Origin of the sequence: Priestia megaterium NBRC 15308 = ATCC 14581, assembly GCF_000832985.1 — a bacterium.
GTDB classification, from domain to species: Bacteria; Bacillota; Bacilli; order Bacillales; family Bacillaceae_H; genus Priestia; species Priestia megaterium.
Genome location: NZ_CP009920.1, coordinates 1,781,018 through 1,805,365, shown reverse-complemented (window position 1 = coordinate 1,805,365; position 24,348 = coordinate 1,781,018). Strand labels below are relative to the sequence as shown.

The window sequence follows — 24,348 nt, the reverse complement described above, 5'->3', positions numbered from 1 at the left end:
AGAGAACAAATGTATACGTAGAAAGAACACAGAGGTGAGGAATATGACAAAAAGTATTTCAGTAGGATTATTAGGATTAGGAACGGTAGGAAGCGGAGTAGTCAAAATTATTGAAAATCATCAGGATAAATTAAGTCATCAAGTCGGGTGTCCTGTAGAAGTTAAAAAAGTAGTAGTTAAAGATATTGATAAGAAACGTGACGTGGAGATCAGTGAAGATAAATTAACAACGAATGTTGAAGACGTTTTACATAACGCGGAGATTGACGTTGTCATTGAAGTAATGGGTGGCGTTGAAGAAACAAGAGATTATATCTTAACAGCTCTTCGTAATAAAAAGCATGTTGTAACGGCAAACAAAGATTTAATGGCGGTTTACGGCTCAGAATTGTTAACAGTAGCTTCTGAAAATAATTGTGATTTATTTTATGAAGCAAGTGTAGCTGGCGGTATTCCAATCCTTCGTGGATTAGCAGATGGGTTAGCATCTGATCGTATTACGAAGATGATGGGAATTGTAAATGGGACAACAAACTTCATTTTAACGAAAATGACAAAAGAAGGAAGCGCCTATGATGAAGTGTTAAAAGAAGCTCAGGATTTAGGATATGCTGAAGCGGATCCAACTTCTGACGTAGGTGGTTTAGATGCTGCTCGTAAAATGGCAATCTTGGCTACATTAGGATTTTCAATGAAAATTGACTTGGATGATGTTCGTGTTCAAGGTATTACAGAAGTAACGGAAGAAGACTTGCAATATAGTAAACAACTAGGCTATACGATGAAACTGATTGGATATGCACATCGTGACGGTGACAATGTAGAAGTTAGTGTTCAACCAACTCTTTTAGCAGATACACATCCTCTTGCTTCAGTAAGCGATGAGTATAACGCTGTATATGTATACGGAGAAGCTGTTGGAGAAACTATGTTCTATGGACCGGGGGCGGGAAGCCTGCCAACGGCCACTGCTGTCGTATCCGATTTAGTAGGTGTTATGAAAAACATGCGTTTAGGTGTGAATGGTAAAAGTGCGGTAACACCTCAGTATCCGAAACAGTTAAAAGCAGAAGATGAAATGTTCTCGAAGCATTTCTTACGTATTCATGTTAAAGATCAGGTTGGAGCATTTGCAAAATTAACAACGCTATTTTCAGAGCGTGGCGTGAGCTTCGAAAAAATTATCCAACTTCCTGTGAAAGGAAGCGAATTAGCTGAGATTGTTGTAGTTACACACAAAACATCTCAAAAAGATTATGAGGAAATCCTTCAGCAGCTTCGGGATTTACCAATTGTAGAAAATGTAAAAAGCAGTTACCGCGTAGAGGGAGTTGGCACAGTATGATGTGGAAAGGTCTATTAGCTGAATATAAAGAATTTTTACCTGTAACAGAGAAAACACCTATGCTTACATTACATGAAGGAAATACGCCTTTAATTCATCTTGCTCAGTTATCAAAAGAGCTAGGCATTGATCTACATGTGAAAGTAGAAGGGTTAAATCCAACGGGGTCATTTAAAGACCGCGGAATGGTAATGGCTGTAGCAAAAGCAAAAGAAGAAGGAAGCAATACGGTTATTTGTGCATCTACAGGTAACACATCCGCAGCTGCAGCAGCTTATGCATCACGCGCTGGCATGCGCTGTATCGTTGTTATTCCAAATGGAAAAATTGCGATGGGGAAATTAGCTCAAGCTGTTATGTATGGTGCAGAAATTGTAGCAATTGAAGGAAACTTTGACCAAGCACTTTCTATGGTTCGTAAGCTGAGTGAAACATCACCGGTTGCACTTGTAAACTCTGTAAACCCATACCGTATTGAAGGGCAAAAAACAGCTTCTTTCGAGATTTGTGAACAGCTTGGAAAAGCGCCTGACGTTTTAGCTATCCCAGTGGGGAATGCAGGGAATATTACAGCTTACTGGAAAGGCTTCAAAGAATACAGTGAGCGTCACCAAACGTCTCTTCCTCACATGCACGGGTTTGAAGCAGAAGGTGCGGCGGCGATCGTGCGTAATCAAGTTATCGAAAATCCAGAAACAATTGCAACGGCTATTCGAATCGGAAATCCAGCAAGCTGGGATTATGCTGTAAACGCAGCAAAAGAATCAAACGGAAAAATTGATGAAGTAACAGATGAACAAATCTTAGAAGCATATCGTACAATTGCACGCAAAGAAGGTGTATTTGCAGAGCCAGGTTCTTGCGCTTCAATAGCTGGTGTGTTTAAAGATGTAGCTTCTGGTAAAATTGCAAAAGGTTCAACGGTTGTAGCTGTACTAACAGGTAACGGATTAAAAGATCCAAACGTAGCAATCGATGCTCATAATGTAAAGCCAGTGGTTTTACCAAATGATGAAGAAAAGGTATTTGAGTATATCCAAGGTGTCGTTGCTTCATGCTAGAAAATGAGCGTTTTGTCATTACGGTCCCAGCTAGCTCTGCTAATTTAGGGCCAGGATTTGATTCCATTGGAGTGGCTTTATCTCGCTACTTAAGATTAACAGTAGAGTGTCATGAGGAATGGATTTTTATCCCTGAAACGAAAGAAGTGCAAAGTATTCCTACAGGTACAGATAACTTAATGTATGAAGTGGCACAAGACGTGGCTCGTCAATTTAACATTGATCTTCCAAGTGCGAAGGTCTCTGTTTGGAGCAACATTCCATTAGCAAGGGGACTTGGAAGCAGCGCATCGGCTATCGTAGCTGGAATCGAGCTGGCCAATGTACTGTGTGACTTGCGTTTATCAAAAAGAGAAAAGCTTCGCATCAGCAGCTTAATGGAAGGGCATCCTGATAACGTCAGCCCCTCTATTTACGGCGGCATCGTTGTTGGTTACCATCATGAAAATGAAACATATATTGCTCAAATACCTGAATTTGATGTCGATATCGTGATGGCTATTCCAGAATATGAATTAAAAACAACCGATGCTCGTGATGTGCTGCCTTCCGATATTAATTATCGCCACGCAGTAGAAGCTGGGGCAATCGGGAACATGCTAGTAGCAGCCCTTTTAAATAAAGATTTACCTCTGGTAGGCGAATTTATGGAGAAAGATTTATATCACGAACCTTATCGTATGAGACTCGTGCCAGAGCTTTCTCTTGTGCGAAAAGAAGCAAAAGCTCTCGGCGCATACGGTGTGTCATTAAGCGGAGCCGGTCCGAGTGTATTATGTTTAGCACCAAAAGGAAAAGGAAAAGCGATTGCTGAACATATGTATGCTTTACTGCCGAACTGCGAAATAGATGTTTTACAAATTGATCGCAAAGGTGTATTTGTAGAAGCTGAAGTCACAACGAGTTAATAAAAAAATCCTCATTCATTTGAATGAGGATTTTTCATTCGCAAGCCCCAATAAAATGGGAGGTTGCTTTTATAATAAAATCAAAGAGATTAGAATACTTGTTCTACTTCGACTACACCAGGTACTTCTTCTAAAAGGGCACGTTCGATACCAGCTTTTAGCGTTATTGTTGAACTTGGGCAGCTTCCGCAAGCGCCTAAAAGACGTAACTTTACAATACCATCCTCTACGTCTACTAGCTCACAGTCTCCACCGTCGCGAAGTAAAAACGGACGAAGTTTTTCCAATACTTCTTGAACTTGCTCGTGCATTTCTGACATAACTATCGACTCCTTTCTTCTACTCTTATTATAAACGGTCTTTCATGAAAAATCTATCGGAGTATACATCGTAATGTTACCTTAAAAGAAAAAGATGTGCAATGAATCAGTTTTGTGTAAAATAGTATTCATAATGAAGTAAAAGTCTGAATAATCGTACAGTTTGAATGTAAAGATTCAAGGGGGATGTGCTATGCAATCAACTGAGGTAGAAGTGTGTATTTATGGAGCTGAAATTGTTTGTGCAAGCTGCGTTAACCTGCCGTCTTCAAAAGACACCTATGATTGGCTAGAGGCAGCTATTTCTCGTAAATATCCGAATCAGCCGTTTGCTATCACGTATGTAGATATAAACGAGCCGCATACGGATCCGGAAAAAGCAGCTTTTGCCAAGCGTGTGATTGAAGAAGATTTATTCTATCCTGTAGTGGTCATTAACGGAGAAATTGTTGGGGAAGGCAACCCGAAATTAAAGCGCGTATTTGAGGAAATGGAGAAGTATGGTTTCTGCGCATTATAATGAAAAAAGCCGTTAGATTGTCAGTCATCTAACGGCTTTTATTTTATCCACTATGGTGTTTATACATCCAAAGAATACCTGATTTTAATAATCGAGCTACGCGTCCTGTAATTGGACGTTCGGCAACTAAGCCAAATCCATGCTTTTTGCCTAATGAACCAAGTATGCCTTTTAATTTAATAGTTGGCAATTCATCCGGAAGCGCTTCGCCTTTCCAGCGGTGAAGAAGTACTTGCACGATTTGTTCAGCCTGACCTTCTGCCAGCTGAGCGCTTGGTGCATGCGGTAGGCTTGCACAATCACCTAAAATGTAGACATTTTCGTCGTCAGGCAAGTTATGGTATTTCGTTAAGACGACGCGTCCTTGAGGGTCTTTTTCTACGTCTAAATCGCGTACCACTTTATTTGGCTGGATACCTGCTGTCCACACGATTGCATCGCTTTGAATGGGCTCATCATGATTATAAAGAATGTTCGGTTCTACTTTTGTAATATTAGCACTATTTACGATTTCAACACCGTTTGAAGTAAACCAAGTTTGAACGTAGTTACTTAAACGTTCTGGGAAAGCAGACAAAATTAATTTACCGCGGTCAAATAAGATGATTTTTAAATCGGGGCGGCTTTCTCTTAGCTCGCTTGCTAGTTCTACTCCGCTTAACCCAGCTCCTACAATTGAAACAGTAGCGTGGGCTGGCAAGTTGTTTAATGTCTGATAAGTTGCTCGTGAAGCATCAATGGATTGAATGCTGTATGTATGCTCAAGAGCTCCGGGAACTCCATGATATTTATCTTCGCATCCAAGTCCTACAATCAGGTCATCATAAGCGATCATTTGATCATCCACATAGACACATTTCTCTTTTAGGTCTATGCGTTTTACACAGCCGTAGCGAATCTTTAAGCGAGGGTGTTCAGGAAAAGCAACACGAACATGCTGATCAGAAATTGTTCCAGCTGCAAGTGCATAGAATTCAGTTTTTAGTGAGTGATAAGGTGCTTTGTCAATAAGCGTTACTTCTACATCGTTAGGCAATTGATTCGGAAAAAGGCGCTGCAAAACGCGCATACCACCGTATCCGCCGCCCAGTATGACAAGGTTCTTCATGTGAATTTCCCCTTTAGCTTCATGCATTTTTGTTTTCTCTCTATTATTCTTGCTTTTGAGAATAGGAGAGTACAAATTACCGTTAATAAGGATGGTTGCCAAAAAGATATGAAAGGCCATATAAGATAACATATTTTACTTAAATAATAATTTAATATAACCTCGTTTGGTTTTCTATACATAAAAGTATAACTAAATTAATAAAAAACCACAATATGTTTCAACATAATTTAAAGCTATCCCTGTAATAAAGCTTTATTTATACGTTTTTTTGAAAAAGTCTGTGAAACTAAAAAGCGTACGCAACATGAACGTGAATTTCCAAAGTTGACGTTGAAAATGAAAGGAGATAGGATAAACTAATAGTAGAGAGGTGAAAAACGTGATACAGCCAATTATTGAATTTTGCGTTAGTAATTTAGCCAGTGGTTCTCAAGGAGCTTTAGCAAAGCTTGAAAAAGATCCAAATCTAGATATCATTGAATACGGATGTTTAGGTTATTGCGGGAAATGTTCACAATCTTTATTTGCCTTGGTAAACGGAGAGATTGTTACAGCGGAAACACCTGAACAGTTAGTGGATAATATTTACATTCATTTAGAAGAAAATCCAATGTTTTAAACTATCCCCGCTGTCGTATCTCTTTTTATCAGGAGAGGGACATGAGGCTAATAGAATAGATGATGTAAGCACGGCTAGTCTTGCCGTGCTTTTTTATGCGATTTTGCGCAAATATCTGCGTTTTAACCATCCTCTTTGCAATCATAATGCTTCTTTAGTTTTTTAATACTCCAAAGGAGGACAAAATAAAAAACCCCTTAATCTTTATGATTAAGGAGCTAAAAAAACGGGGGATGATATTATTGTGTACAAAAGAGAATCACTTTATACTAGAGCTACATAAAAAAATAATGGGTGATAATATGAAAAAATTTCAGTTTACAAAAATGCATGCACTTGGCAACAACTATATCTACGTAAATATGTTTGAAGAACATATAGAAGAGCAAGAGTTAGCACCGCTTGCTGTAAAAGTCTCAAATGTTCATACGGGAATTGGATCGGATGGAATGATTCTTATTTGTCCATCTGAACGTGCAGATGTGAAAATGCGCGTATTTAATAATGACGGCTCGGAAGCAAAAAACTGCGGAAACGGTTTAAGATGTGTAGCTAAATATGCATATGAACATAATTTAGTAACAAGCGAAAGATTTTTTATCGAAACGCTTTCTGGAGTTGTAGAAGCAACGGTGCATCCGCAGGGAAATGAAGTTCCAGAAGTGACAATCGATATGGGAGCACCTATTTTAGCTAGAGAACAAATTCCAATGACGGGAGCAAGCCAAGACCAAGTCGTTAATGAAGAGATGGAATTTGGAAAAGAACGGTTAAAAGGGACGGCTGTATCAATGGGAAATCCTCACGTTGTCTTTTACGTAAATAATATTGAACAAGCGCCTCTTACTACATTAGGGCCTGTGGTTGAAAAAGATTCGCGTTTTCCAGAAGGAGTGAACGTTGAATTTGTCGAGGTAGTGAACGAAAGAGAGCTGAATTTTCGTGTATGGGAAAGAGGTTCGGGTATCACTCAAGCATGTGGAACCGGAGCATGTGCTGCTGTTGTTTCGTCTGTATTAAATGAGAAGACGAAAAAAGATGTTCCTACTGTCGTACACCTCGCTGGAGGAGATTTAACGATTGTTTGGCAAAATAAAGGCAATGTATTAATGACAGGTCCAGCCAATGTGATTTGTGACGGCGCGTATTATTATTAAAAAATGAAGAAGCAGACGATTTGTCGTCGCAGACATTTCGTCGTATACTAAACAAAAAAGGAGGTCTGTTTAAAAATGAGTCAGGATATCCTAACAATTACAGAAGCTGCAAGCTTTCAAATAAAAGATATGATGAAAGAACATGAAGAGGAAAATGCTTATTTACGTGTTAATGTAAATGGAGGAGGCTGTTCAGGTCTTTCTTACGGCATGGGGTTTGCTCACGAAGTAAATGAAAACGATACGCTGTTTGAACAACATGGCATTAAGATTCTTGTAGATAGCGAAAGTGCTCCAATTTTAAAAGATGTAAAAATTGATTACAAGCAATCTATGCTAGGCGGAGGGTTTACAATTGATAACCCAAACGCCATTGCAGCATGCGGCTGCGGCTCTTCTTTCCGTACAGCAAGCAACGCAGGTGCTCCTGAAGAGTGCTAAATATATTTTTATCAAGAAGCTTTCTTCACATCATCTGGTGAAGAAAGCTTTTTTAGTGAGAAATTTTTGTATGTTACATCATCTGTCAAATATGTTGACTGAATAATCAGTCTTTTTTATACTCAATAAAAAAGAGGAGATGAACGGATTTGATAGATGCGCCTCGTTACGACGCGGAACAAGTAGGAGGTTACGGAAGTTTTCGCAAAAAAAATACCCTGCCTATTCTATGGAAGGGGTTTATAAACTGGTTAAAACTTGAAAGTAGCAAAATGGAGTCTAAGGATGTAAAAAGTATTCATTTTAGTGAATCGCATTTATTTGTTCAGCATTTGCCTTTTTCCTCAGGTGAAGCCTGTCATCAAAACTCGTCCTCTGCGCCTCTTAACCATTCTGAACCTTACATTCGCTATTATGAAAATGTTAACGCATCTCTGGCTGAAAGCTACGGAGCAGTTGAAGGAGAGCATATTCTGCTGATTGAACGTATTGCCGGTCAATCAGAGGTAGTAAAATATTTAAGCAAGCTCGAAGGTTTGAAGACCTACAGGATGAGCGTAACTAGTCAAGAAGGAAACCATTCCTTTTATGAAATCTGTTTAATAAGCAGTGATGCGGAAATGATGAGTGAAATCATTCATCGAATGGTTACACCAATCCAGCAATGAAAAAAAGCAGGCGAGAGCCTGCTTTTTTTATGAGAACATTGACGTACTGTGCATAGGCTGTAAGCGAGCCTTTGGATCAATGTATGCTTTAGCGTTATTAACGGCAGTGGGACCTTCGCCAAATCCTGCCACGATGAGTTTTACTTTTCCATCATATGTGCAGACATCACCTGCTGCATAGATGCCAGGAATGTTTGTTTCTTGCTTTGAGTTAACAACAATTGCATTTTTTTCTAAATCTAAGTCCCATTCTTTAATTGGACCTAGAGAAGAAACAAATCCAAAGTTTACAATAACATCATCTACGTCTACTACTGTCTTTTCTTCACCTTTTGTGTTTTCTAACACAACTTGTGTAATACGGTCATCTCCAACAAATTCAACCGGTACATACGGTGTTTTAATATCAACTGATGAATTATGCAAGTTTTCTACGCTGTGTTCATGAGCGCGGAACTTGTCTCGGCGATGCGTTAACGTTACTTTTTCTGCGATCGGCTCTAACATAAGAGACCAGTCTACAGCAGAATCCCCGCCCCCGCATACTAATACTTTGCGGCCTTTGAATTTATTCATATCATCCACAAAATAATGAAGGTTCGTTTGCTCGAACTGTTCTGCGTTTTCTAGCTCGATTTTACGGGGCTTAAATGCACCGTTTCCAGCCGTAATAATAATTGTTTTTGAATAGTGAACTTCAGAATTAGTAGTTAATCGAAATACGCCGTCCGCTTGTTTTTCTACCTTTTCTACGGCTTGCTCTAGTGCAACTGCAGGTTTAAATTGATCCATTTGCTCTTTTAGGTTATTGACTAATTCTTGAGCGCGTACTTTTGGAAAACCAGCTACGTCATAGATATATTTTTCAGGATATAAAGCAGAAAGCTGTCCACCAAGCTGTGGTAAGCTTTCAATAATTTTTACGCTCGCTTGACGCATACCGCCATAAAATGCTGTAAATAAGCCTGTAGGCCCGCCTCCGATGATGGTAATATCATATACTTGTTTATCTTCTTTCATTTATAATCACCTCTAGATTGTTCTGTGCCAATGCATATTCTACTTTATGATAGCATAGTAAATTATAAAATATCATTAAAACACGCTGGAATGTTTGAGAAACTTTCTCAACTTAAAGAGCAGTATTTGTAATCATTAACATAAACACGCGTTTTGGTCAAATATAAAACTGGGTATACAGGAAAGTAATTGAAAATTAAAAAGCTTGTAAATACAAAGTGAAGGGTTGAAAAACCGATTAAAAAAGCATAAGATGTTTGTGTAAATCAAGCTAGGACTTACGCTTACATTTTTTTAAAAAAGAAAAAATGTATTTTTTAAAAAAAGAACGTGAAGTGATTCACATTGTTTTTTTATGTGAATAATAAATGGATAGCGATGATCGTTCTTGCTCAAACTAACATAAAAAAGCAAACTAAATAAAATTGCTCTTATCATTATATTTGTAAGACATACTTGTGACTATAACTAAAAAAGGTGGATGACATTCCTATGAAAAAGCCTAAAATCGTCATTTTGGGTGCCGGGTATGGCGGCATTATGACCATTGTTAATTTACAAAAGAAGCTAGGTGCTAGTGATGCGGAAATTGTTTTGGTAAATAAAAACGATTACCATTACGAAACGACATGGCTTCATGAAGTATCAGCAGGTACAATTCATCAAGATCGCTCTCGTGTTCCTGTTAAAAATTTAATTAACACAAATAAGGTTAGATTTATCAAAGACACGGTCGTAGATATTAAGTTAGATGAAAAGCGTGTTCTTCTTGAAAACAGTGAGCTAACGTACGATTATTTAGTTGTTGCTTTAGGGTATGAAGCAGAAACTTTCGGAATTAAAGGTTTAAAAGAACATGCATTTACCATTACGAGCATTAATGCAGCACGTCAAATTCGTGAGCATATTGATTATGTGTTTGCGACGTACAACAATGAAGTGGAAAAAAGAGACGAACTTCTGACCATTATTGTTGGGGGTGCTGGCTTTACCGGCATTGAATTTGTGGGAGAATTAGCAAATCGAGTCCCTCAACTTTGCAAAGAGTTTGATATTCCGCGTGAAAAAGTACGCGTTATTTGTGTAGAAGCAGCGCCTACGGCTTTGCCAGGTTTTGATCCAGAACTTGTAGAATATGCGGTAACACAACTAGAACGAAAAGGAATCGAGTTCAAGATCGGAACAGCGATTAAAGAGTGTACAGAAGAAGGAATTGTTGTATCAAAAGATGACCAAGTAGAAGAAATCAAATCAGCAACAGTTGTATGGGCTGCGGGTGTTCGAGGCAGTCATGTGATTGAAAAAGCTGGATTTGAGAACATGCGCGGACGTGTAAAAGTAAGCAATAGCTTGCTGGCACCAGGGCATGAAGATGTGTTTGTTATTGGAGATTGTTCACTAATGATTAACCCTGAAACAGAACGTCCTTATCCGCCAACAGCTCAAATTGCTATGCAGCAAGGCGGTACCTGCGCTGAAAATATTAGCCGTTTGATGAAAGGTCAAAAAGAATTAAGCGAGTTCAAACCAGATATTAAAGGAACGGTATGTTCGTTAGGGCATGATGACGCAATTGGCGTTGTATACGGTCGGAAACTATTTGGTTCAAGCGCATCTTTTATGAAAAAAGTTGTTGATAATCGCTCGCTTTTCCTTCAAGGCGGAGCAGGTCTTGTATTGAAAAAAGGAAAATTTAATTTCTTTTAAAACAAAAAGCAAAAGGTCTTTAAGCCTTTTGCTTTTTTGGTATTAACTTACTTTTCTGTGATTGACGCCTTCATTACTCTTAAGTAAACTGAGAGTATAAAGAATAACGGAGGCGAAAAGCAATGGAAATGAGTGTGCCTGTACTAATTATCTCCATCTTGTTGTTTTTTGTTTTGTTTTTTGGAATCGGTTTCTTATTGAATATGCTGCTTCGCATGTCTTGGATTATGGCCATTATTTATCCCGTGATTTTTATTTTTATTATTGATGATGTAAGAGCGGTTGATTACATTCAACATCCCGCTCACTCCTTTCAGCAGCTAGGGACAAAAGTGCTATCTTTAGCCACAGCTGACATTGCGATTTTAATGGCTGGTTTTATAGGTGTACTAGCTTCAGGCATTACCATTAAATCTTTACGAACAAGAGGGTACCAAATGTTTTAAATGTAAATTCTTCTCGCAAACGAATAATTTGTTTTTATGTTGGAAACAAATAGATTCGTGAGAGGAGTTGTGGAAATCACAATGATTGGAAAAATAGCAAAGCGATTCATTATGTGCCTACTACTGGTCGGAGCGCTGTTTACAACATATGAAGCAATTACTGGCGTCCCAATAACCACAGTCATCAAATATATGCCTTTTATAAACAGTACAGGGCATCCTCTAATGAATGAAAGGCTCTTGCCATCATTTCTAAAACCACTAAGAGCTGAAGCGGCTAGCAATGACAAAGAGCGTCTGACGATTGAAGAAGCATTTGATTGGTCGCGTTATCCAACGAAGAATGTATTAGCTACGGGTTACACAGCTGGTTACGAATCAACTGGGAAAAATCCCAATCATCCAGGGTACGGTATTACATATTCGGGCGTTAAAGTAAAACGTGACTTGTATTCAACCATCGCTGCTGATTTAACCATATTTCCAATCGGCACGATCTTGTTTATTCCGGGCTATGGCTATGGAGTGGTAGCAGATAAAGGTGGGGCTATTAAAGGCAATCATCTTGATTTATATTTTGAGACTGTTTCCGATGTGTACAACATATGGGGTAAAAAAGAATTAAACGTCTATGTAGTGAAATCAGGGGACGGCCGCTTAACTGAAGAAGAGTTAACGATGCTGAATGAAAAGAAGTCGATGCAGGTTTTTCGCCAGCAGGTAAAATAAACGAGAAACACATGAAGAACTCTTCATGTGTTTTCTTATGTTTTATGGCCATATATAATACGTTACAAAAGCAACTGCTATCCCTGTTAAGGCTCCAAAGAAAACTTCGATAGGCTTATGTCCAAGCAGCTCTTTTAGCTTCACTTGTTTTTCGTCTTCTTCATTGGTCGTCCACAGCTTTGCCTCTTTTACCGCGCGCTGAAAGTCTTCAACTAAACGATTTAAAACCGTTGCTTGCTCTCCTGCGTGTCTTCTTACTCCTTTAGCATCGAACATGACAATAATGGCAAAAATAGCGGAGAGAGCAAAAATAGGGGATTTAAGACCTTCTGCTAGCCCAATGGCAGTGGCTAAGGAAGTTACTGCTGCGGAGTGAGAGCTTGGCATACCTCCCGTACTAAAAAATAAGCTGCCGTCTATTTTCTTAGTAGCTACAAAAGAAAGGGGAATCTTAATAAATTGAGCAAAGAAAATAGCGATTAATGAACTCCAAAGTGGAAAATTTGAGAATAACTCCATTGAGACGTCCTCCCTCAACTTAAAATGTCTGAAAAGCTAAACCCATATGATGAAAAAAGCGGTAGATGAAAGTATATGTGTGAAACTAAGGTTTTTGAACTGTGATTAAAAATTGTATTTCTGCTATCATATGTATATAGATGAAAACAGTGGTGAATATGATATATATTCCACTTGCAGAATAGATTAAACAAAGCAGATGATAAATAAAAATAAAATCTCTATACGTAAAAGGGAGGAATTTTATGTTTTCGCATGTAGAAACATTTGGTGTTGATCATCAAACAGAAGCGCTCGTAATTGGGTTATTTAATCAAAACCAACAGTTTGAAGGCCTTCTAAAAGAAATTGATGAAGCTTTAGGTGGACAGCTGATTCATTTGATTAAAGAAGGGGATATACGTGTACAAGAAAAACGTATATCAACGATTCATACACTAGGAAAATTAGGAGCAAAACGTCTTTATTTTGTAGGGCTCGGACGAAAGCAAGCGTTAACTAAAAATGGGCTCAAAGAGAGCTTTGGGCTGTTATTTAAAAAGTTAAAAGAAGCGAAGATTTCAAACGCATCGGTCGCCCTTCCTACATTTGATACAGGAGCGTGGCCAGAGCAAGAAACTGCAGCTTTATTAGGAGAAGCTCAACAGCTTGCTATGTACGAGTTTGAAAACTACAAAAAGAAATCAAACGAACCTGATAAGCAGCTGGAGAAAATTCAACTGTTTTCTTTTTATAAAGACGTTGTACAATCTGCTTTGGTTGGATATACGTATGGAAAAGCAACAAACTCAGCGCGCACCCTTGTTAACTTACCAAGCAATATGCTAACGGCTACAGATTTAGCTAATTATGCAGTAGAAATGGCACATACATATGGTTTTGAATATGAAATTTTAGAAAAAGAAGAGATGGAAACATTGGGAATGGGCGCACTGTTAGCAGTTAATCAAGGTTCCGCAGAGCCTCCTAAAATGATTGTGCTGAAATATCAAGGAAAAGAAAAATGGGAGGACGTTATTGGGTTAGTAGGAAAAGGGATTACCTTTGACACAGGTGGTTACTCTATTAAATCTAAAGACGGGATTGTAGGTATGAAAACAGATATGGGCGGAGCTGCATCTGTTCTTGGTGCAATGGAAGCGATTGGAGAATTAAAACCTCATCAAAACGTAGTAGCTGTCATTCCATCAACTGACAACGTTATTAGCGCACGTGCTTTTAAGCCAGATGACGTAATTACAGCAATGAATGGAAAGACAATAGAAGTACTGAATACAGATGCTGAAGGGCGTTTAGCGTTAGCTGATGGTATCTCCTATGCCAAACACCACGGAGCAAATTATTTAGTAGACGTGGCGACATTAACGGGTGGTGTAATTGTAGCTCTTGGTACACATACAACGGGGGCAATGACGAATGATTCTGCTTTATTGCAGAAAATAGAAAAAGCGAGCATTGAGACAGGCGAACCGATTTGGGAGCTGCCTATTACAGAACGAGACAAAAAGCGTGTTCGGGGAAGTAAGGTAGCAGATTTAAATAACTCTCCTGGACGAGAGGGGCACGCAATTATGGCAGGAACCTTTATTGGTGAGTTTGCAGAGCAAACACCATGGGTTCACTTGGATATTGCTGGAACTGCAACATCCGCTGCTTCTCATGAGTTAGGACCTTCAGGTGCAACAGGCGTGATGGTGCGAACACTAGCTGCAATGGTTTGTTCATTTGAAGCCAATTAATGAAAAAAGTATAGCAGGGATAGAAAGAAACGTAAAAAGAAGCATCGATGATGCTTCTTTTTTAATATGTTTACATAATGTTTTTTCTTTTTAGTAAGAAAAGATTATTTAGAAAAATCCTTATATCGTTAAGGGTGTAGAGAAGTTAAACAAACGTTTATTTAGTAAGACGATTGACTTTTTTTCTATACCTAATATAATGAATATGTTGTTTATCTCTCTAATGTTTTAATGAGATAAAGTAAAAAGAAAAATGGAGGTTTCAAAATGAATGCAGTATTAATAGCTGTGCTCGTGATGCTGATTTTGAGCTTATTGCGTATCAACGTTGTCTTTTCTTTAGCAGTCGGAGCGTTAATTGGAGGACTTGTTGGCGGTATCAGCCTCACAGATACAGTAAGTATATATACAGATGGTCTTGGAAACAGTGCTTCTGTTGCATTAAGCTATGCTTTGCTTGGAGGATTTGCAATGGCTGTTTCGCGGACAGGGCTGCCTGATGCCGTTGTTCAACTAGCGTTAAAAATAGTAGGGAAAGAAGGAGAAACGAAAAAGAAGTCACTGTCAAAAGTACTGATCTTATTGATCATCCTTATTATTTCATGTTTTTCTCAAAACGTTATTCCGGTTCACATTGCATTTATTCCGCTTTTAATTCCACCTCTATTAAAAGTATTTAATCAGTTAAAAATCGATCGCCGATTAGTCGCAACCGTTATTACGTTTGGACTGGTTACACCTTATATGTATTTGCCCGCAGGATTCGGTAAGATTTATCACGATATTTTATTTACTAACATCAAAGAAAGTGGACTAACGATTGATAAAGGAGATATTACCGCAGCGATGGCTCTGCCAGCTTTAGGAATGATAGCGGGCTTATTGTTTGCTGTTTTTATTTCATACCGCAAACCACGTCGGTATGAAGACATTGACATTGATCAAGGTGCAGAAGAGAGTACAGGTTATACAACAAGAGGCATTATTATAGCTTTGGTTGCGATTGTAGCAGCTTTAACTGTGCAGCTCTTAGTGGATTCTATGATTTTTGGAGCGCTGGCAGGAATTGTTGTACTTTACTTCAGCGGAGCTTTGAAGTGGAGTGAAGCAGATCCAGTATTAACAAACGGAATGAGAATGATGGCTTTCATTGGATTCGTTATGCTGTCAGCCTCTGGTTTTGCAAAAGTTCTTCAAGAAACTGGAGATGTAGAAGCGCTTGTAAAAGATTCTGTTGCTCTTATTGGCGGAAACCAAATGCTGGGGGCATTTCTTATGCTTGTCATCGGGCTTTTAGTCACAATGGGCATTGGTTCTTCTTTCTCTACCATTCCAATTATCGCGACGATTTTTGTTCCTCTTTGCTTAGAACTTGGTATGAGTCCAATAGCGACGATTTGTATTGTTGGTACAGCAGGAGCGCTTGGAGACGCTGGTTCACCAGCTTCCGACAGTACGCTTGGACCCACATCTGGATTAGCAGTCGATCGTCAGCATGATCATATTTGGGATACGTGTGTACCAACTTTTCTTCACTATAACATTCCACTCATTATTTTTGGATGGATTGCCTCGGTTATCTTGTAAATAGAGGTCTATAATGAAAAAAGCAGCCGATCAAAACCGGCTGCTTTTTTTCATGCTTGAGAAAGAGTAGAAGCAGTGCTGTCACAAGTTCCTAATGCTTGCTCTACAGCCTGAAGAGATTGCTCAATACGTTCACGATTTGAATCTTTCTCTACTGTTTGAAGAGCTTGTTCAAGGCTTGCTTTTGCCTGATTTAATGACGTACAAGAATCCTGCACGTAACCTCTAGCGTTTTTAGACATTCTTCTTCCTCCTAACTAACCAAAAATGAGAATCAATAAGTAGTATGAGTAATTTGCAGGGAATTATGAGGAGAAATAATAAAAAGGATTAACTCTTATGAAAGGAGTTAATCCTGTCAGCCTAACTGTTTAAATTGGTTGGAATGTAGAATTTCAAGCACTTTCTTATCAAGCTCCTTAATTTTCTTTACAGCCAAATTATATTCCATTTCACGGTAATGGTGTTTGCCGCCTGGCTCTTCATCAGCTTCATCAGCTAGTTTGACTACTTTTTGAAGAGGGCGTTGTTGAATGGTTCCTTCAGGTAAATATGAGTCTGTGTGTAGTAAAATAGCTAAGGCAATTTCTTTTGCTGCCTGAGGTTCCTCACCTAAACGAATGAGTAATTTATGTGCACGTTCAGCACCTTTAATAGCGTGAATATCATTTTGACGATACTTCTCATAATCCCACTGACCATTTGTGTACCATTCGTAGTGGCCAATATCATGAAGCAACGCTGCTTTTGTAGCTAAATCGGGGTTTACATTATGCTGGACAGATAGACGAAAAGCATGATAGGCGACGGATACAGCATGCGCAACGCCAGATCGAGTTAAATATTTTTGAGCGATAGGATGCGTGAAAATTTCTACTAGTGTAACATGTCTCATCATGTCATCCCTCCTAAAGAAAAAATATATTTCCAAATACAATATCATATTTATTTCCTAAATACAATTATCGTGTAATTTGTTTTTACATCCAAAAATGGCATATATTATAATATTCGAAACAAAACAACATGTACATCTTTTTTAAAAGAAAATAAGACTTTTTTCCTTGTGTTTTACCATTTAATATTTAACGAAACGTGACAGCAGTTAAATTGGTTATCGGGATGAATAAACGTAATTTTAATATAGTCTGGCGTATAAAAAACATCAATTTTTGCCTTAACGCCCGTTGAAAGAATGAGTCTTTTTACTTCACTCATTTTAGATTCTTGAGCAGCAGCTTTTATTTTTTTTATTAAAGCTGGCGAAGTATTAGCTCTTTGAATAAATATGGTGGCGCTTTGCATGGTAGAGGGAATCACTTTAAGAGATTGCTGGAAAGTCGCTATGTCCGCCTCAGGTAAGCTAGGTACCCTGTATGTATAAGGGTGAGGCATGTAGTACGATGGCCAATAGTAAGACAAGGGAGCAAATGGTTTCATATAAGAATCCTCCTAAAAAACGGATTTTTATTATGTATATGTAGAGGGTTCGTATATGTTGTAGCAAAACCGTTATTGTATACTAGATACAAAGGGAGGTATGGATATGAAAACAAAAGATACGCTGTTAGAAGCATTAGGAATTGAGATTATTAGCGCAAGTGAACAGAGAGTGGAAGCGACGATGCCTGTTGATGAGCGAACGCGTCAGCCATTCGGGCTTTTGCACGGAGGAGCATCGGTGGCGTTAGCCGAAACTGTGGCTAGTCTAGGTGCTATTAAAAGTGTAGATATCGAAAAAGAAATCTGCGTGGGTTTAGAGATTAATGCCAATCATATCAAAGGGAAAAAAGACGGAATCGTTACAGCTATAGGCGTTCCTTTACATAAAGGAAAAAAAACAGCGGTTTGGGAAGTGAAAATTCAAGATGAAGAAGAGAATTTAATCTGTATATCCCGATGCACGCTTGCTATTCTGCCTAAAGCTTAAATATAAGAAAGGCTTAGTCTAAAAAGGTGTGAGGTATGCTTTTGGAGTCGGGAGGGAGCCGCCTCACACACTGATGTGAGAGCTTAAAGAGAATTGGGAAGAGCGGATACATAAAAAAGTGAAAAAATAGGTAAAAAAAAGAAGCGAAATTATGTCTATTCGTGACAGTTACCCTGCGCATAGAGACATGCTCTAGAATATAGTAGTAGTAAAGTATTCTTTTTATTCAGCAACTAGAATATTCATAATATTAAAAATAAGAACAGAAAATAGACCTTCCGATTGTTCAATCGTGCTATAATAGCATTAATATAGTAGGGCGGTTTATTTTACAAAGGGGTGATAATATTGGATAAGAACTCTCAGTATTTATTCATTGATTTTGAATTTACAATGCCAGAGTATAAAGGTTTTCCAAAAGGCTTTTTTCCGGAAATCATTGAAGTTGGTTTGGTGTTTGTTAAAAATCAAGAAATCATTGATCGTTTCTCCTCTTACGTACAGCCTACACACTTTACAAAATTAACTGAGCGCTGTAAATCATTTCTCCATATCGAACAAAATCAAGTAAATGAAGGAATTACGCTAGAGCAGCTTGTACAGCGACTGGGCATGTATAAAAACAGCACGATTATTACATGGGGGAACATGGATATGAAAGTATTAAGGCAGTGCTGTCAAAAAAATAAGGTGCCTTTTCCTTTTACAGGTAAAGAAATTGATCTTTCGATGGAGTATAAGCGCTTTTTTGGAGATCAAAATCAAACCGGCCTTTGGAAAGCTGTGCAAGAGTATGGTAAAGAAGGAACTGGAAAGCACCACTGCGCGCTTGATGATGCGATGACTACACTCAACATCTTTAAGCTTGTAGAAAAAGATAAGAGGTACCTTCAAAAGCCGGAGCCAACGACCATAGGAGATCGAATCGATTTTTCAAAAGTATTAAATAAATTTGCATTATAAAAGCCAAATCACTTCTATGTGAATTTGGCTTTTTGCTTAATGAATACCGTACTCTTTTTTTAACTCTTCTAAACAGGAAATACTTGCTTGAGCAAAAGCGCTATCTTTGCCTTGTTGTTCAGCTATCTTTAATTCAAGGGCTTTTTTTAGTGAATGCTTATAATCAGGAACGCTGTCTTCATAGAGATGAACCATTTTTTGAGGAATGTTTGCCTGCTCTCGAAAAGCAAGTGCTTTTCGCTCGTGAAAAAAAGGTACGTCCACTTGTCCAGGATTATGTAAGTCACCTTGTTCTGGGTGCTTCAACACAGCTTGAATTCGTACAACATAATGCAGATCTCGAACTTGTGTAATTTCACCGATGTATTTCCCGGTTTTATAAAGTGCCGTAACGGTTTGACCAATTGTAAATGTCATATTGCCAGATCTCCTTTAAGTAAAGTGTTTATTATAAACAGTATAAATCAAAACCCACTACCGTTTCTATGAAAGGATGTTGTACATGATGAATTTAATGTTTTTGCTTTATTTTCCGGAAGATAAAACAGAATATATTCCTGCTTTTGCTACAATGGCGATTTTTGTACTAGCAGCAGTTGCAGTCTGGCGGTTCATCATCAAGGTGTCTAAAAAAGAAGAAGAAAAAACGAAGGAATTAGAAGCAAAGCTGAAAGAACAAGAAAATAAGAAGTCACTCTAATGAAATGCAAATAAAATGTAAGCGTTTAAAATGATATGTTGCTGGACAATCTATGGAAAGACATCTAAAACTTTCGCTAGTGCATATGCGATTGGAGGGCAACATGAAAAAACTACTACTCATTGGAACCGTGCCTTTTTTCTTGTTAACGGGGTGTATGGAAAAAGAAATATCCAATAAAGAAGTCAAATTCTATAACGCAGATGGAGATAGCATCGGTACAGTCAAGTTGAAAGAGCAGGCTGATGGAATTGAGTTTACTTACGATTTAAGCGGACTTCCACCTGGGGAACACGGCGTACATATTCATGAAATGGGAATTTGCAAAGCTCCTAACTTTAAAAGTGCAGGAAATCACCTTGATCCTGATAAAAAGAAACACGGACTGTTAAATCCAAAAGGACCGCATTTAGGCGATATGAAAAATATTGTGGTAGAAGACGATCAGACGTATAAAGGAACGGATATGGTTCCTCAAGTCACGTTAAAAGAAGGAAAGACATCTCTCGTTAAGCGTATGGATGGTTCCTCCCTTGTTATTACCGAACAAGGTGATGACGGAATGACAGAGCCATCAGGTAATTCTGGAAAGCGAATCGCGTGTGGAATTATTTCAAAAAAACATTAAAAACAGCGTTCTTTCGTGAGAAAGAACGCTGTTTTTTACGTTAAAGCTATTTTTAAGCGATTTAATCCTTCTTGAAGTTGTTCATGTGAACAGCCAATGTTCAAGCGGATAAAACCTTTTCCATATGTGGAGCTGTATTTTTCGCCTTTTTCTACGGCGATTTTGCCTTTTTTTAATAAGCGTTCATGTAATTCTTCTTCAGATAAGTGCAGCTTGTTGCAGTCAATCCATAGTAAATAAGTTCCTTCTGGCTGAACCACTCGCAGTTCAGGCAAGTTTTCACTTATAAAACGCGTCACGAGATCTACATTTTTCTTCAGGTACACAAGCAGTGCTTCTAGCCATTCTCCACCTTCGCTGTAAGCTGCTTCTAATCCAATGATTCCAAATGTGTTTAAATTAGAAAACCCTTGCTTTTGCTGCTGCTGAACATACTGTGTGCGCAGTTTCTCATTTGGAATAATAACAGCTGAAGCCTGAAGTCCCGGTATATTAAATGTTTTGCTAGGGGCTATACACGTAATGGTTCGATTGGCTGCATCTTCACTCACCATGCTGATGGGAATATGTTTATAAGGCTGGTAAATTAGATCAGAATGGATTTCATCTGAAACAATTAATACATTGTATTTTTCACAAAGATCAGCAAGTTTCTTCAGTTCTTCTTTTGTCCACACGCGTCCTACTGGATTATGAGGGCTGCAAAGAATCATTAATTTTACGCCTTCTGCAAATTTTTTCTCTAAATCTGCAAAATCAATTTCGTATTTATCGCCTGCAAGTTTCAACGGATTTTCAACAACTTCTCGATCATTTACCTTTATCATGTTAAAAAATGGAGTATAGACGGGAGGCTGAATTAAAATTGAATCTCCGGGTTCCGTAAATGCTTGAATAGCCATACTCAGGGCAAACACAACTCCTGGACTGTATGTAATCCATTCATGATCAATGGTCCACTGATGCTTTTTTTCTACCCAAGATGATAAAGCATTCGCCGTAGATTCAGTAGGGGAAGTGTAGCCGAAAATACCGTGTTTGACACGCTCATTAATGGTTTGAAGAACATTAGGCGGCGCTTGGAAATCCATATCAGCTACCCAAAAAGGCAGAACATCTTTTGCTCCAAAAACAAGATCAGTTTTGTCCCACTTTACGGACTGCGTACCTGTACGGTTAATTAATTGATCAAAAGAATAAGTAGACAATAAAAGTACCCCCTTTTTAATACAATAGTTTGATTATTTTTAATACGTTTGTCAACGAAGTTAACTCGTGAAGTTAATAAAGAAAATGGAAAATTGTTGAAGCACCACTACTAAATTTTTTATTAAAGTTAGCGCTTCTTGTGACATATACGAACTCGCCCCATCATTATTGAGACAGGGCTTGTTCATCGTACAAGAAATCGACCATATGAGACTGCACAATGTCGGGACACTCTTCTGGTAAAAGGTGTCCAATTTCCTTTAAAGAGATAAAGGTAGAGTCTGTTAAATCATCTTTTAACTTACGTCCGAGATGTAAAGGGACAACTCGGTCTTCTTCTCCCCAAATGAGTAAACTTGGTTTTTTTATGTGCTGCAAATCCTTTGAGGATAGGTCTCCTTCTCGATCACGAATCATTCTTGTTAAAGCCATAAACGTACGGTCATCCAAAAATGGTTCAGTATAGCCATCAATCATTTCTTCGTCGATTAACTGATGATCAAATACGACATTTTGCAAGTTGCCTAATACACCTTTGCGAGACAGCCACGTTTTTACCCACAGATAAAAGAATGGAACATAAGAAGACATGACCAACCCATAATGTGAAGGGCCTAAATAAGCTGAGCTGCACAGAAGAACAAGTTTTGATACGCAAGAAGGCTTTAATTTTGCTACGTTTAAACAAACCTGTCCTCCCATTGAGTGTCCCGATAGTACAACATCTTTCAAGTTTAAATATTCAATCAACTCGATGACAATTTTGGCTAAGTTTTTATACGAGTATTGAAAGGTTAACGATTTTTCACTTCGCCCAAATGGCGGAAGATCCAGCGTAATGATAGAAAACGTATCTTCAAATAAAGGAATTAAACGCCGAAAGCTAAAACTCGATGATAAAAAGCCGTGAATAAATACAATAGCTGGTTTATCAGGGTGATAGTTATGACATTCGTAGTAAACATTGACTCCATTAAAAGTACGCTGGTGGCAAGTAATTTTAGATTCAGTCAATTTGTTTCACTCCATCTTTTTCTTTCTAGTCTGTCCTAATTTCCAGCAATCTATAAAATGAAACTCAATTACCGGTATAGATTTCACAATAAAGATGTGTTTAAATTTGATATAATGGAAAAAGTGAAAAAATTTAATCGGTGTAGGAGGGGAACGCGGTGTTCTTAGAAGAAAAAGAGTTAGAAATTTTAGAAATTCTAGAAAAAAATAGCCGTATTTCAATAGATAGTATTTCAAAAATGGTGGATTTAACGTTTGACGAAACCTCTAATATTGTTAAAAAGCTAGAGAGAGAAAAAGTAATTGTGCAATATTCAGCTGATATTAACTGGAGACGAGTAGATGGACATGAGGGCGTCACCGCTATGATAGATGTAAAAGTTGCACCAAAGCGAGGAGTAGGCTTTGATGAGATTGCGGAGCGCATCTATCGTTTTCAAGAAGTGAAATCCGTGTACCTAATGTCAGGAGCATATGATTTGTCTGTTATTATTGAAGAAAAATCAATGTCTGAAGTAGCATTTTTTGTTTCTGAAAAGCTTTCTACGCTAGACTCTGTTTTATCTACGACGACTCACTTTATCATGAAAAAATACAAGCACGATGGTACCATCTACGACCAAGGCGATGAAGATCGCAGAATCGTGGTGTCTCCGTAATGAAAGAGCGCTTGTCAACAACTGTACAACAGCTGAAACCTTCAGGTATTCGCCGCTTTTTTGATTTAGCAGCAAGTATGGATAACGTCATTTCTCTTGGAGTAGGTGAACCTGATTTTGTCACATCTTGGGCTGTTCGAGAAGCGAGTATTTTATCGTTGGAAAGAGGGTATACCTCTTATACGGCAAATGCGGGGCTTTTAGAGCTCCGCTTTGAAATTATGAAGTATATGAAAAGAAATTTTAACGTCTCGTATGATTATAAAGATGATATTATCGTGACCGTTGGAGGAAGTCAGGCTTTAGACATTACAATGAGGGCTTTGATTAACCCTGAAGATGAGATTATTGTCGTGGAGCCAAACTTTGTGTCTTACAGCCCGTTAATTTCACTAGCAGGAGGAGTTCCTGTGGCAATTGAAACAACGGCAGAAACAGAGTTTAAACTGCAGCCTAGACAGATTGAAGAAGTCATTACAAGCAACACGAAAGCTCTTCTTTTATGCTCTCCTAATAATCCAACAGGAAGTTCACTATCTAAAGAAGAGCTGCAGGCTATTGCGGATATTGTAATCAAGCATGACTTGCTTGTTATCACGGATGAAATATATGCAGAATTAACATATGATGAAGAATTTACATCTATTGCTTCTTTAGAAGGAATGAAAGAACGAACTATTATTATTTCTGGCTTTTCTAAAGGGTTTGCTATGACTGGATGGCGTCTTGGGTACATATGTGCACCAACTGAGATTGCGAAAGCAATGCTGAAAATTCATCAGTATACAATGATGTGTGCGCCTACCATGGCACAATATGGGGCAATTGAAGCACTACAAAATGGGCAGCATGACGTAGAAGAGATGAGAAAAAGCTATCGCAGAAGACGAAACTATATGGTAAAGTCATTAAACCAAATTGGTCTGGAATGCCATTCTCCCGGAGGAGCGTTTTATGTGTTCCCCTCTGTCAAGAAAACGGGATTGTCATCGGAAGAATTCGCTGAGCAGCTTTTGCTTGAAGAGCGAGTAGCTGTGGTGCCAGGCAATGTATTTGGAAAAGGCGGAGAGGGACATATTCGCTGTTCATACGCCTCTTCAATGGAATCATTAGAAGAATCCATAAAACGGATTAGCCGTTTTGTTGAAAATAAGTTATAATAAAAATAAGATATTATGTCATATCGTATAGACGGTTTGATATAATATCTTTTTTGCTATGATGAAATGTAGTGTTAGTTTATATTTGTGACGAAATTGGTAAATAATAAATATAGTATAACTACTTTTTGATTCAATCTATGAACTGTGCTATAATTTTAAATTGGCTATAGTGATGAAAATAATAA

The 24,348-nt window shown here is 38.2% G+C and carries 29 protein-coding genes; 19 read left to right on the top strand and 10 right to left on the bottom strand.

What is annotated here, in order from left to right:
• Positions 1-43: 43 nt before the first annotated feature.
• From BG04_RS09920 to thrB, 3 genes are read left to right on the top strand one after another with little or no spacing between them, the layout of a single operon-like run.
• Complete coding sequence (locus BG04_RS09920) at positions 44-1,345, top strand: homoserine dehydrogenase (protein ID WP_013059628.1); 1,302 nt, start codon at positions 44-46, stop codon at positions 1,343-1,345.
• Positions 1,345-2,406: a threonine synthase gene (thrC, locus tag BG04_RS09915; protein ID WP_026106720.1), complete on the top strand. Its 1,062-nt coding sequence runs from the start codon at positions 1,345-1,347 to the stop codon at positions 2,404-2,406. Before BG04_RS09920 ends, thrC begins: the two co-directional genes overlap by 1 nt.
• Positions 2,400-3,314, top strand: coding sequence for a homoserine kinase (thrB, locus tag BG04_RS09910; RefSeq protein WP_013085327.1), 915 nt, complete (start codon positions 2,400-2,402; stop codon positions 3,312-3,314). Before thrC ends, thrB begins: the two co-directional genes overlap by 7 nt.
• Before the next feature lie 89 nt (positions 3,315-3,403).
• On the opposite strand, the gene BG04_RS09905 is transcribed toward thrB, so the two are convergent.
• The gene (locus BG04_RS09905; protein WP_013059625.1) at positions 3,404-3,634 is read right to left on the bottom strand and encodes a NifU family protein; all 231 of its coding nucleotides are present in this window, start codon (positions 3,632-3,634) and stop codon (positions 3,404-3,406) included.
• A gap of 193 nt (positions 3,635-3,827) precedes the next feature.
• Between BG04_RS09905 and BG04_RS09900 the strand changes: the two genes are divergently transcribed.
• The gene (locus BG04_RS09900) at positions 3,828-4,154 is read left to right on the top strand and encodes a YuzD family protein (protein WP_034648510.1); all 327 of its coding nucleotides are present in this window, start codon (positions 3,828-3,830) and stop codon (positions 4,152-4,154) included.
• Positions 4,155-4,197: 43 nt separating this feature from the next.
• Here the strand turns inward: BG04_RS09900 and BG04_RS09895 are convergent, their stop codons facing one another.
• Positions 4,198-5,262 carry an NAD(P)/FAD-dependent oxidoreductase gene (locus BG04_RS09895; RefSeq protein WP_013085326.1) on the bottom strand — a complete coding sequence of 355 codons (1,065 nt, stop codon included), beginning with the start codon at positions 5,260-5,262 and terminating at the stop codon, positions 4,198-4,200.
• Between the two features lie 382 nt (positions 5,263-5,644).
• Here BG04_RS09895 and BG04_RS09890 point away from each other — a divergent pair, with 382 nt between their 5' ends.
• The 4 genes from BG04_RS09890 to BG04_RS09875 all read left to right on the top strand — a co-directional run bounded on the left by BG04_RS09890 (position 5,645) and on the right by BG04_RS09875 (position 8,150).
• Positions 5,645-5,884: a YuzB family protein gene (locus tag BG04_RS09890; protein ID WP_026106718.1), complete on the top strand. Its 240-nt coding sequence runs from the start codon at positions 5,645-5,647 to the stop codon at positions 5,882-5,884.
• Between the two features lie 302 nt (positions 5,885-6,186).
• Positions 6,187-7,041, top strand: a complete 855-nt coding sequence (dapF, locus tag BG04_RS09885) for a diaminopimelate epimerase (RefSeq protein ID WP_026106717.1) — start codon at positions 6,187-6,189, stop codon at positions 7,039-7,041.
• Positions 7,042-7,116: 75 nt separating this feature from the next.
• The gene (locus BG04_RS09880) at positions 7,117-7,482 is read left to right on the top strand and encodes a HesB/IscA family protein (RefSeq protein WP_013059620.1); all 366 of its coding nucleotides are present in this window, start codon (positions 7,117-7,119) and stop codon (positions 7,480-7,482) included.
• Positions 7,483-7,631: 149 nt separating this feature from the next.
• The gene (locus BG04_RS09875; RefSeq protein WP_034648517.1) at positions 7,632-8,150 is read left to right on the top strand and encodes a hypothetical protein; all 519 of its coding nucleotides are present in this window, start codon (positions 7,632-7,634) and stop codon (positions 8,148-8,150) included.
• A 27-nt stretch (positions 8,151-8,177) separates the two neighbouring features.
• On the opposite strand, the gene BG04_RS09870 is transcribed toward BG04_RS09875, so the two are convergent.
• A complete protein-coding gene (locus tag BG04_RS09870; RefSeq protein ID WP_013085323.1) occupies positions 8,178-9,170 on the bottom strand; it encodes an NAD(P)/FAD-dependent oxidoreductase in 993 nt (330 codons plus the stop codon).
• A 492-nt stretch (positions 9,171-9,662) separates the two neighbouring features.
• Here BG04_RS09870 and BG04_RS09865 point away from each other — a divergent pair, with 492 nt between their 5' ends.
• The 3 genes from BG04_RS09865 to BG04_RS09855 all read left to right on the top strand — a co-directional run bounded on the left by BG04_RS09865 (position 9,663) and on the right by BG04_RS09855 (position 12,052).
• Complete coding sequence (locus BG04_RS09865) at positions 9,663-10,877, top strand: NAD(P)/FAD-dependent oxidoreductase (protein WP_034648519.1); 1,215 nt, start codon at positions 9,663-9,665, stop codon at positions 10,875-10,877.
• Positions 10,878-10,999: 122 nt separating this feature from the next.
• Positions 11,000-11,323, top strand: coding sequence for a YuiB family protein (locus tag BG04_RS09860; RefSeq protein ID WP_034648521.1), 324 nt, complete (start codon positions 11,000-11,002; stop codon positions 11,321-11,323).
• Positions 11,324-11,404: 81 nt separating this feature from the next.
• Positions 11,405-12,052: a 3D domain-containing protein gene (locus tag BG04_RS09855; protein WP_013085320.1), complete on the top strand. Its 648-nt coding sequence runs from the start codon at positions 11,405-11,407 to the stop codon at positions 12,050-12,052.
• A 42-nt stretch (positions 12,053-12,094) separates the two neighbouring features.
• Here the strand turns inward: BG04_RS09855 and BG04_RS09850 are convergent, their stop codons facing one another.
• Positions 12,095-12,571 (bottom strand): divergent PAP2 family protein, encoded by a 477-nt coding sequence (locus tag BG04_RS09850; RefSeq protein ID WP_034648525.1) that lies wholly within the window; start codon positions 12,569-12,571, stop codon positions 12,095-12,097.
• A 245-nt stretch (positions 12,572-12,816) separates the two neighbouring features.
• Here BG04_RS09850 and BG04_RS09845 point away from each other — a divergent pair, with 245 nt between their 5' ends.
• Complete coding sequence (locus BG04_RS09845; protein WP_034648527.1) at positions 12,817-14,310, top strand: leucyl aminopeptidase; 1,494 nt, start codon at positions 12,817-12,819, stop codon at positions 14,308-14,310.
• Between the two features lie 267 nt (positions 14,311-14,577).
• Positions 14,578-15,897: a Na+/H+ antiporter family protein gene (locus BG04_RS09840; RefSeq protein WP_016765810.1), complete on the top strand. Its 1,320-nt coding sequence runs from the start codon at positions 14,578-14,580 to the stop codon at positions 15,895-15,897.
• A 50-nt stretch (positions 15,898-15,947) separates the two neighbouring features.
• Here the strand turns inward: BG04_RS09840 and BG04_RS09835 are convergent, their stop codons facing one another.
• From BG04_RS09835 to BG04_RS09825, 3 genes are all read right to left on the bottom strand, one after another.
• On the bottom strand, positions 15,948-16,139 hold the full coding sequence (locus BG04_RS09835; protein ID WP_016765809.1) for a hypothetical protein: 192 nt from the start codon (positions 16,137-16,139) through the stop codon (positions 15,948-15,950).
• Positions 16,140-16,255: 116 nt separating this feature from the next.
• Positions 16,256-16,792: an HD domain-containing protein gene (locus BG04_RS09830; protein ID WP_016765808.1), complete on the bottom strand. Its 537-nt coding sequence runs from the start codon at positions 16,790-16,792 to the stop codon at positions 16,256-16,258.
• Between the two features lie 176 nt (positions 16,793-16,968).
• On the bottom strand, positions 16,969-17,337 hold the full coding sequence (locus BG04_RS09825; protein WP_016765807.1) for a YuzC family spore coat inner layer protein: 369 nt from the start codon (positions 17,335-17,337) through the stop codon (positions 16,969-16,971).
• 106 nt (positions 17,338-17,443) lie between these two features.
• On the opposite strand from BG04_RS09825, the gene BG04_RS09820 reads away from it, so the two are divergent.
• Both BG04_RS09820 and kapD read left to right on the top strand, forming a co-directional pair.
• Positions 17,444-17,827 carry a hotdog fold thioesterase gene (locus BG04_RS09820; RefSeq protein ID WP_013085313.1) on the top strand — a complete coding sequence of 128 codons (384 nt, stop codon included), beginning with the start codon at positions 17,444-17,446 and terminating at the stop codon, positions 17,825-17,827.
• Positions 17,828-18,175: 348 nt separating this feature from the next.
• Positions 18,176-18,790: a 3'-5' exonuclease KapD gene (gene kapD, locus BG04_RS09815; RefSeq protein ID WP_013085312.1), complete on the top strand. Its 615-nt coding sequence runs from the start codon at positions 18,176-18,178 to the stop codon at positions 18,788-18,790.
• Between the two features lie 36 nt (positions 18,791-18,826).
• On the opposite strand, the gene kapB is transcribed toward kapD, so the two are convergent.
• Positions 18,827-19,207, bottom strand: a complete 381-nt coding sequence (gene kapB / locus BG04_RS09810) for a kinase-associated lipoprotein KapB (protein WP_016765806.1) — start codon at positions 19,205-19,207, stop codon at positions 18,827-18,829.
• Positions 19,208-19,292: 85 nt separating this feature from the next.
• On the opposite strand from kapB, the gene BG04_RS09805 reads away from it, so the two are divergent.
• Both BG04_RS09805 and BG04_RS09800 read left to right on the top strand, forming a co-directional pair.
• The gene (locus BG04_RS09805) at positions 19,293-19,490 is read left to right on the top strand and encodes a hypothetical protein (protein WP_034648533.1); all 198 of its coding nucleotides are present in this window, start codon (positions 19,293-19,295) and stop codon (positions 19,488-19,490) included.
• A gap of 103 nt (positions 19,491-19,593) precedes the next feature.
• Positions 19,594-20,118 (top strand): superoxide dismutase family protein, encoded by a 525-nt coding sequence (locus BG04_RS09800; protein WP_034648536.1) that lies wholly within the window; start codon positions 19,594-19,596, stop codon positions 20,116-20,118.
• Positions 20,119-20,153: 35 nt separating this feature from the next.
• On the opposite strand, the gene BG04_RS09795 is transcribed toward BG04_RS09800, so the two are convergent.
• The gene (locus BG04_RS09795) at positions 20,154-21,326 is read right to left on the bottom strand and encodes a MalY/PatB family protein (protein ID WP_034648539.1); all 1,173 of its coding nucleotides are present in this window, start codon (positions 21,324-21,326) and stop codon (positions 20,154-20,156) included.
• 166 nt (positions 21,327-21,492) lie between these two features.
• A complete protein-coding gene (locus BG04_RS09790; protein WP_013085307.1) occupies positions 21,493-22,341 on the bottom strand; it encodes an alpha/beta fold hydrolase in 849 nt (282 codons plus the stop codon).
• Positions 22,342-22,499: 158 nt separating this feature from the next.
• Between BG04_RS09790 and BG04_RS09785 the strand changes: the two genes are divergently transcribed.
• Both BG04_RS09785 and BG04_RS09780 read left to right on the top strand, forming a co-directional pair.
• Positions 22,500-23,000 carry an Lrp/AsnC family transcriptional regulator gene (locus BG04_RS09785; RefSeq protein WP_013085306.1) on the top strand — a complete coding sequence of 167 codons (501 nt, stop codon included), beginning with the start codon at positions 22,500-22,502 and terminating at the stop codon, positions 22,998-23,000.
• Positions 23,000-24,160, top strand: a complete 1,161-nt coding sequence (locus BG04_RS09780) for an aminotransferase (RefSeq protein WP_016765803.1) — start codon at positions 23,000-23,002, stop codon at positions 24,158-24,160. The genes BG04_RS09785 and BG04_RS09780 overlap by 1 nt, the downstream gene beginning before the upstream one ends.
• The last annotated feature ends 188 nt before the right edge of the window (positions 24,161-24,348 follow it).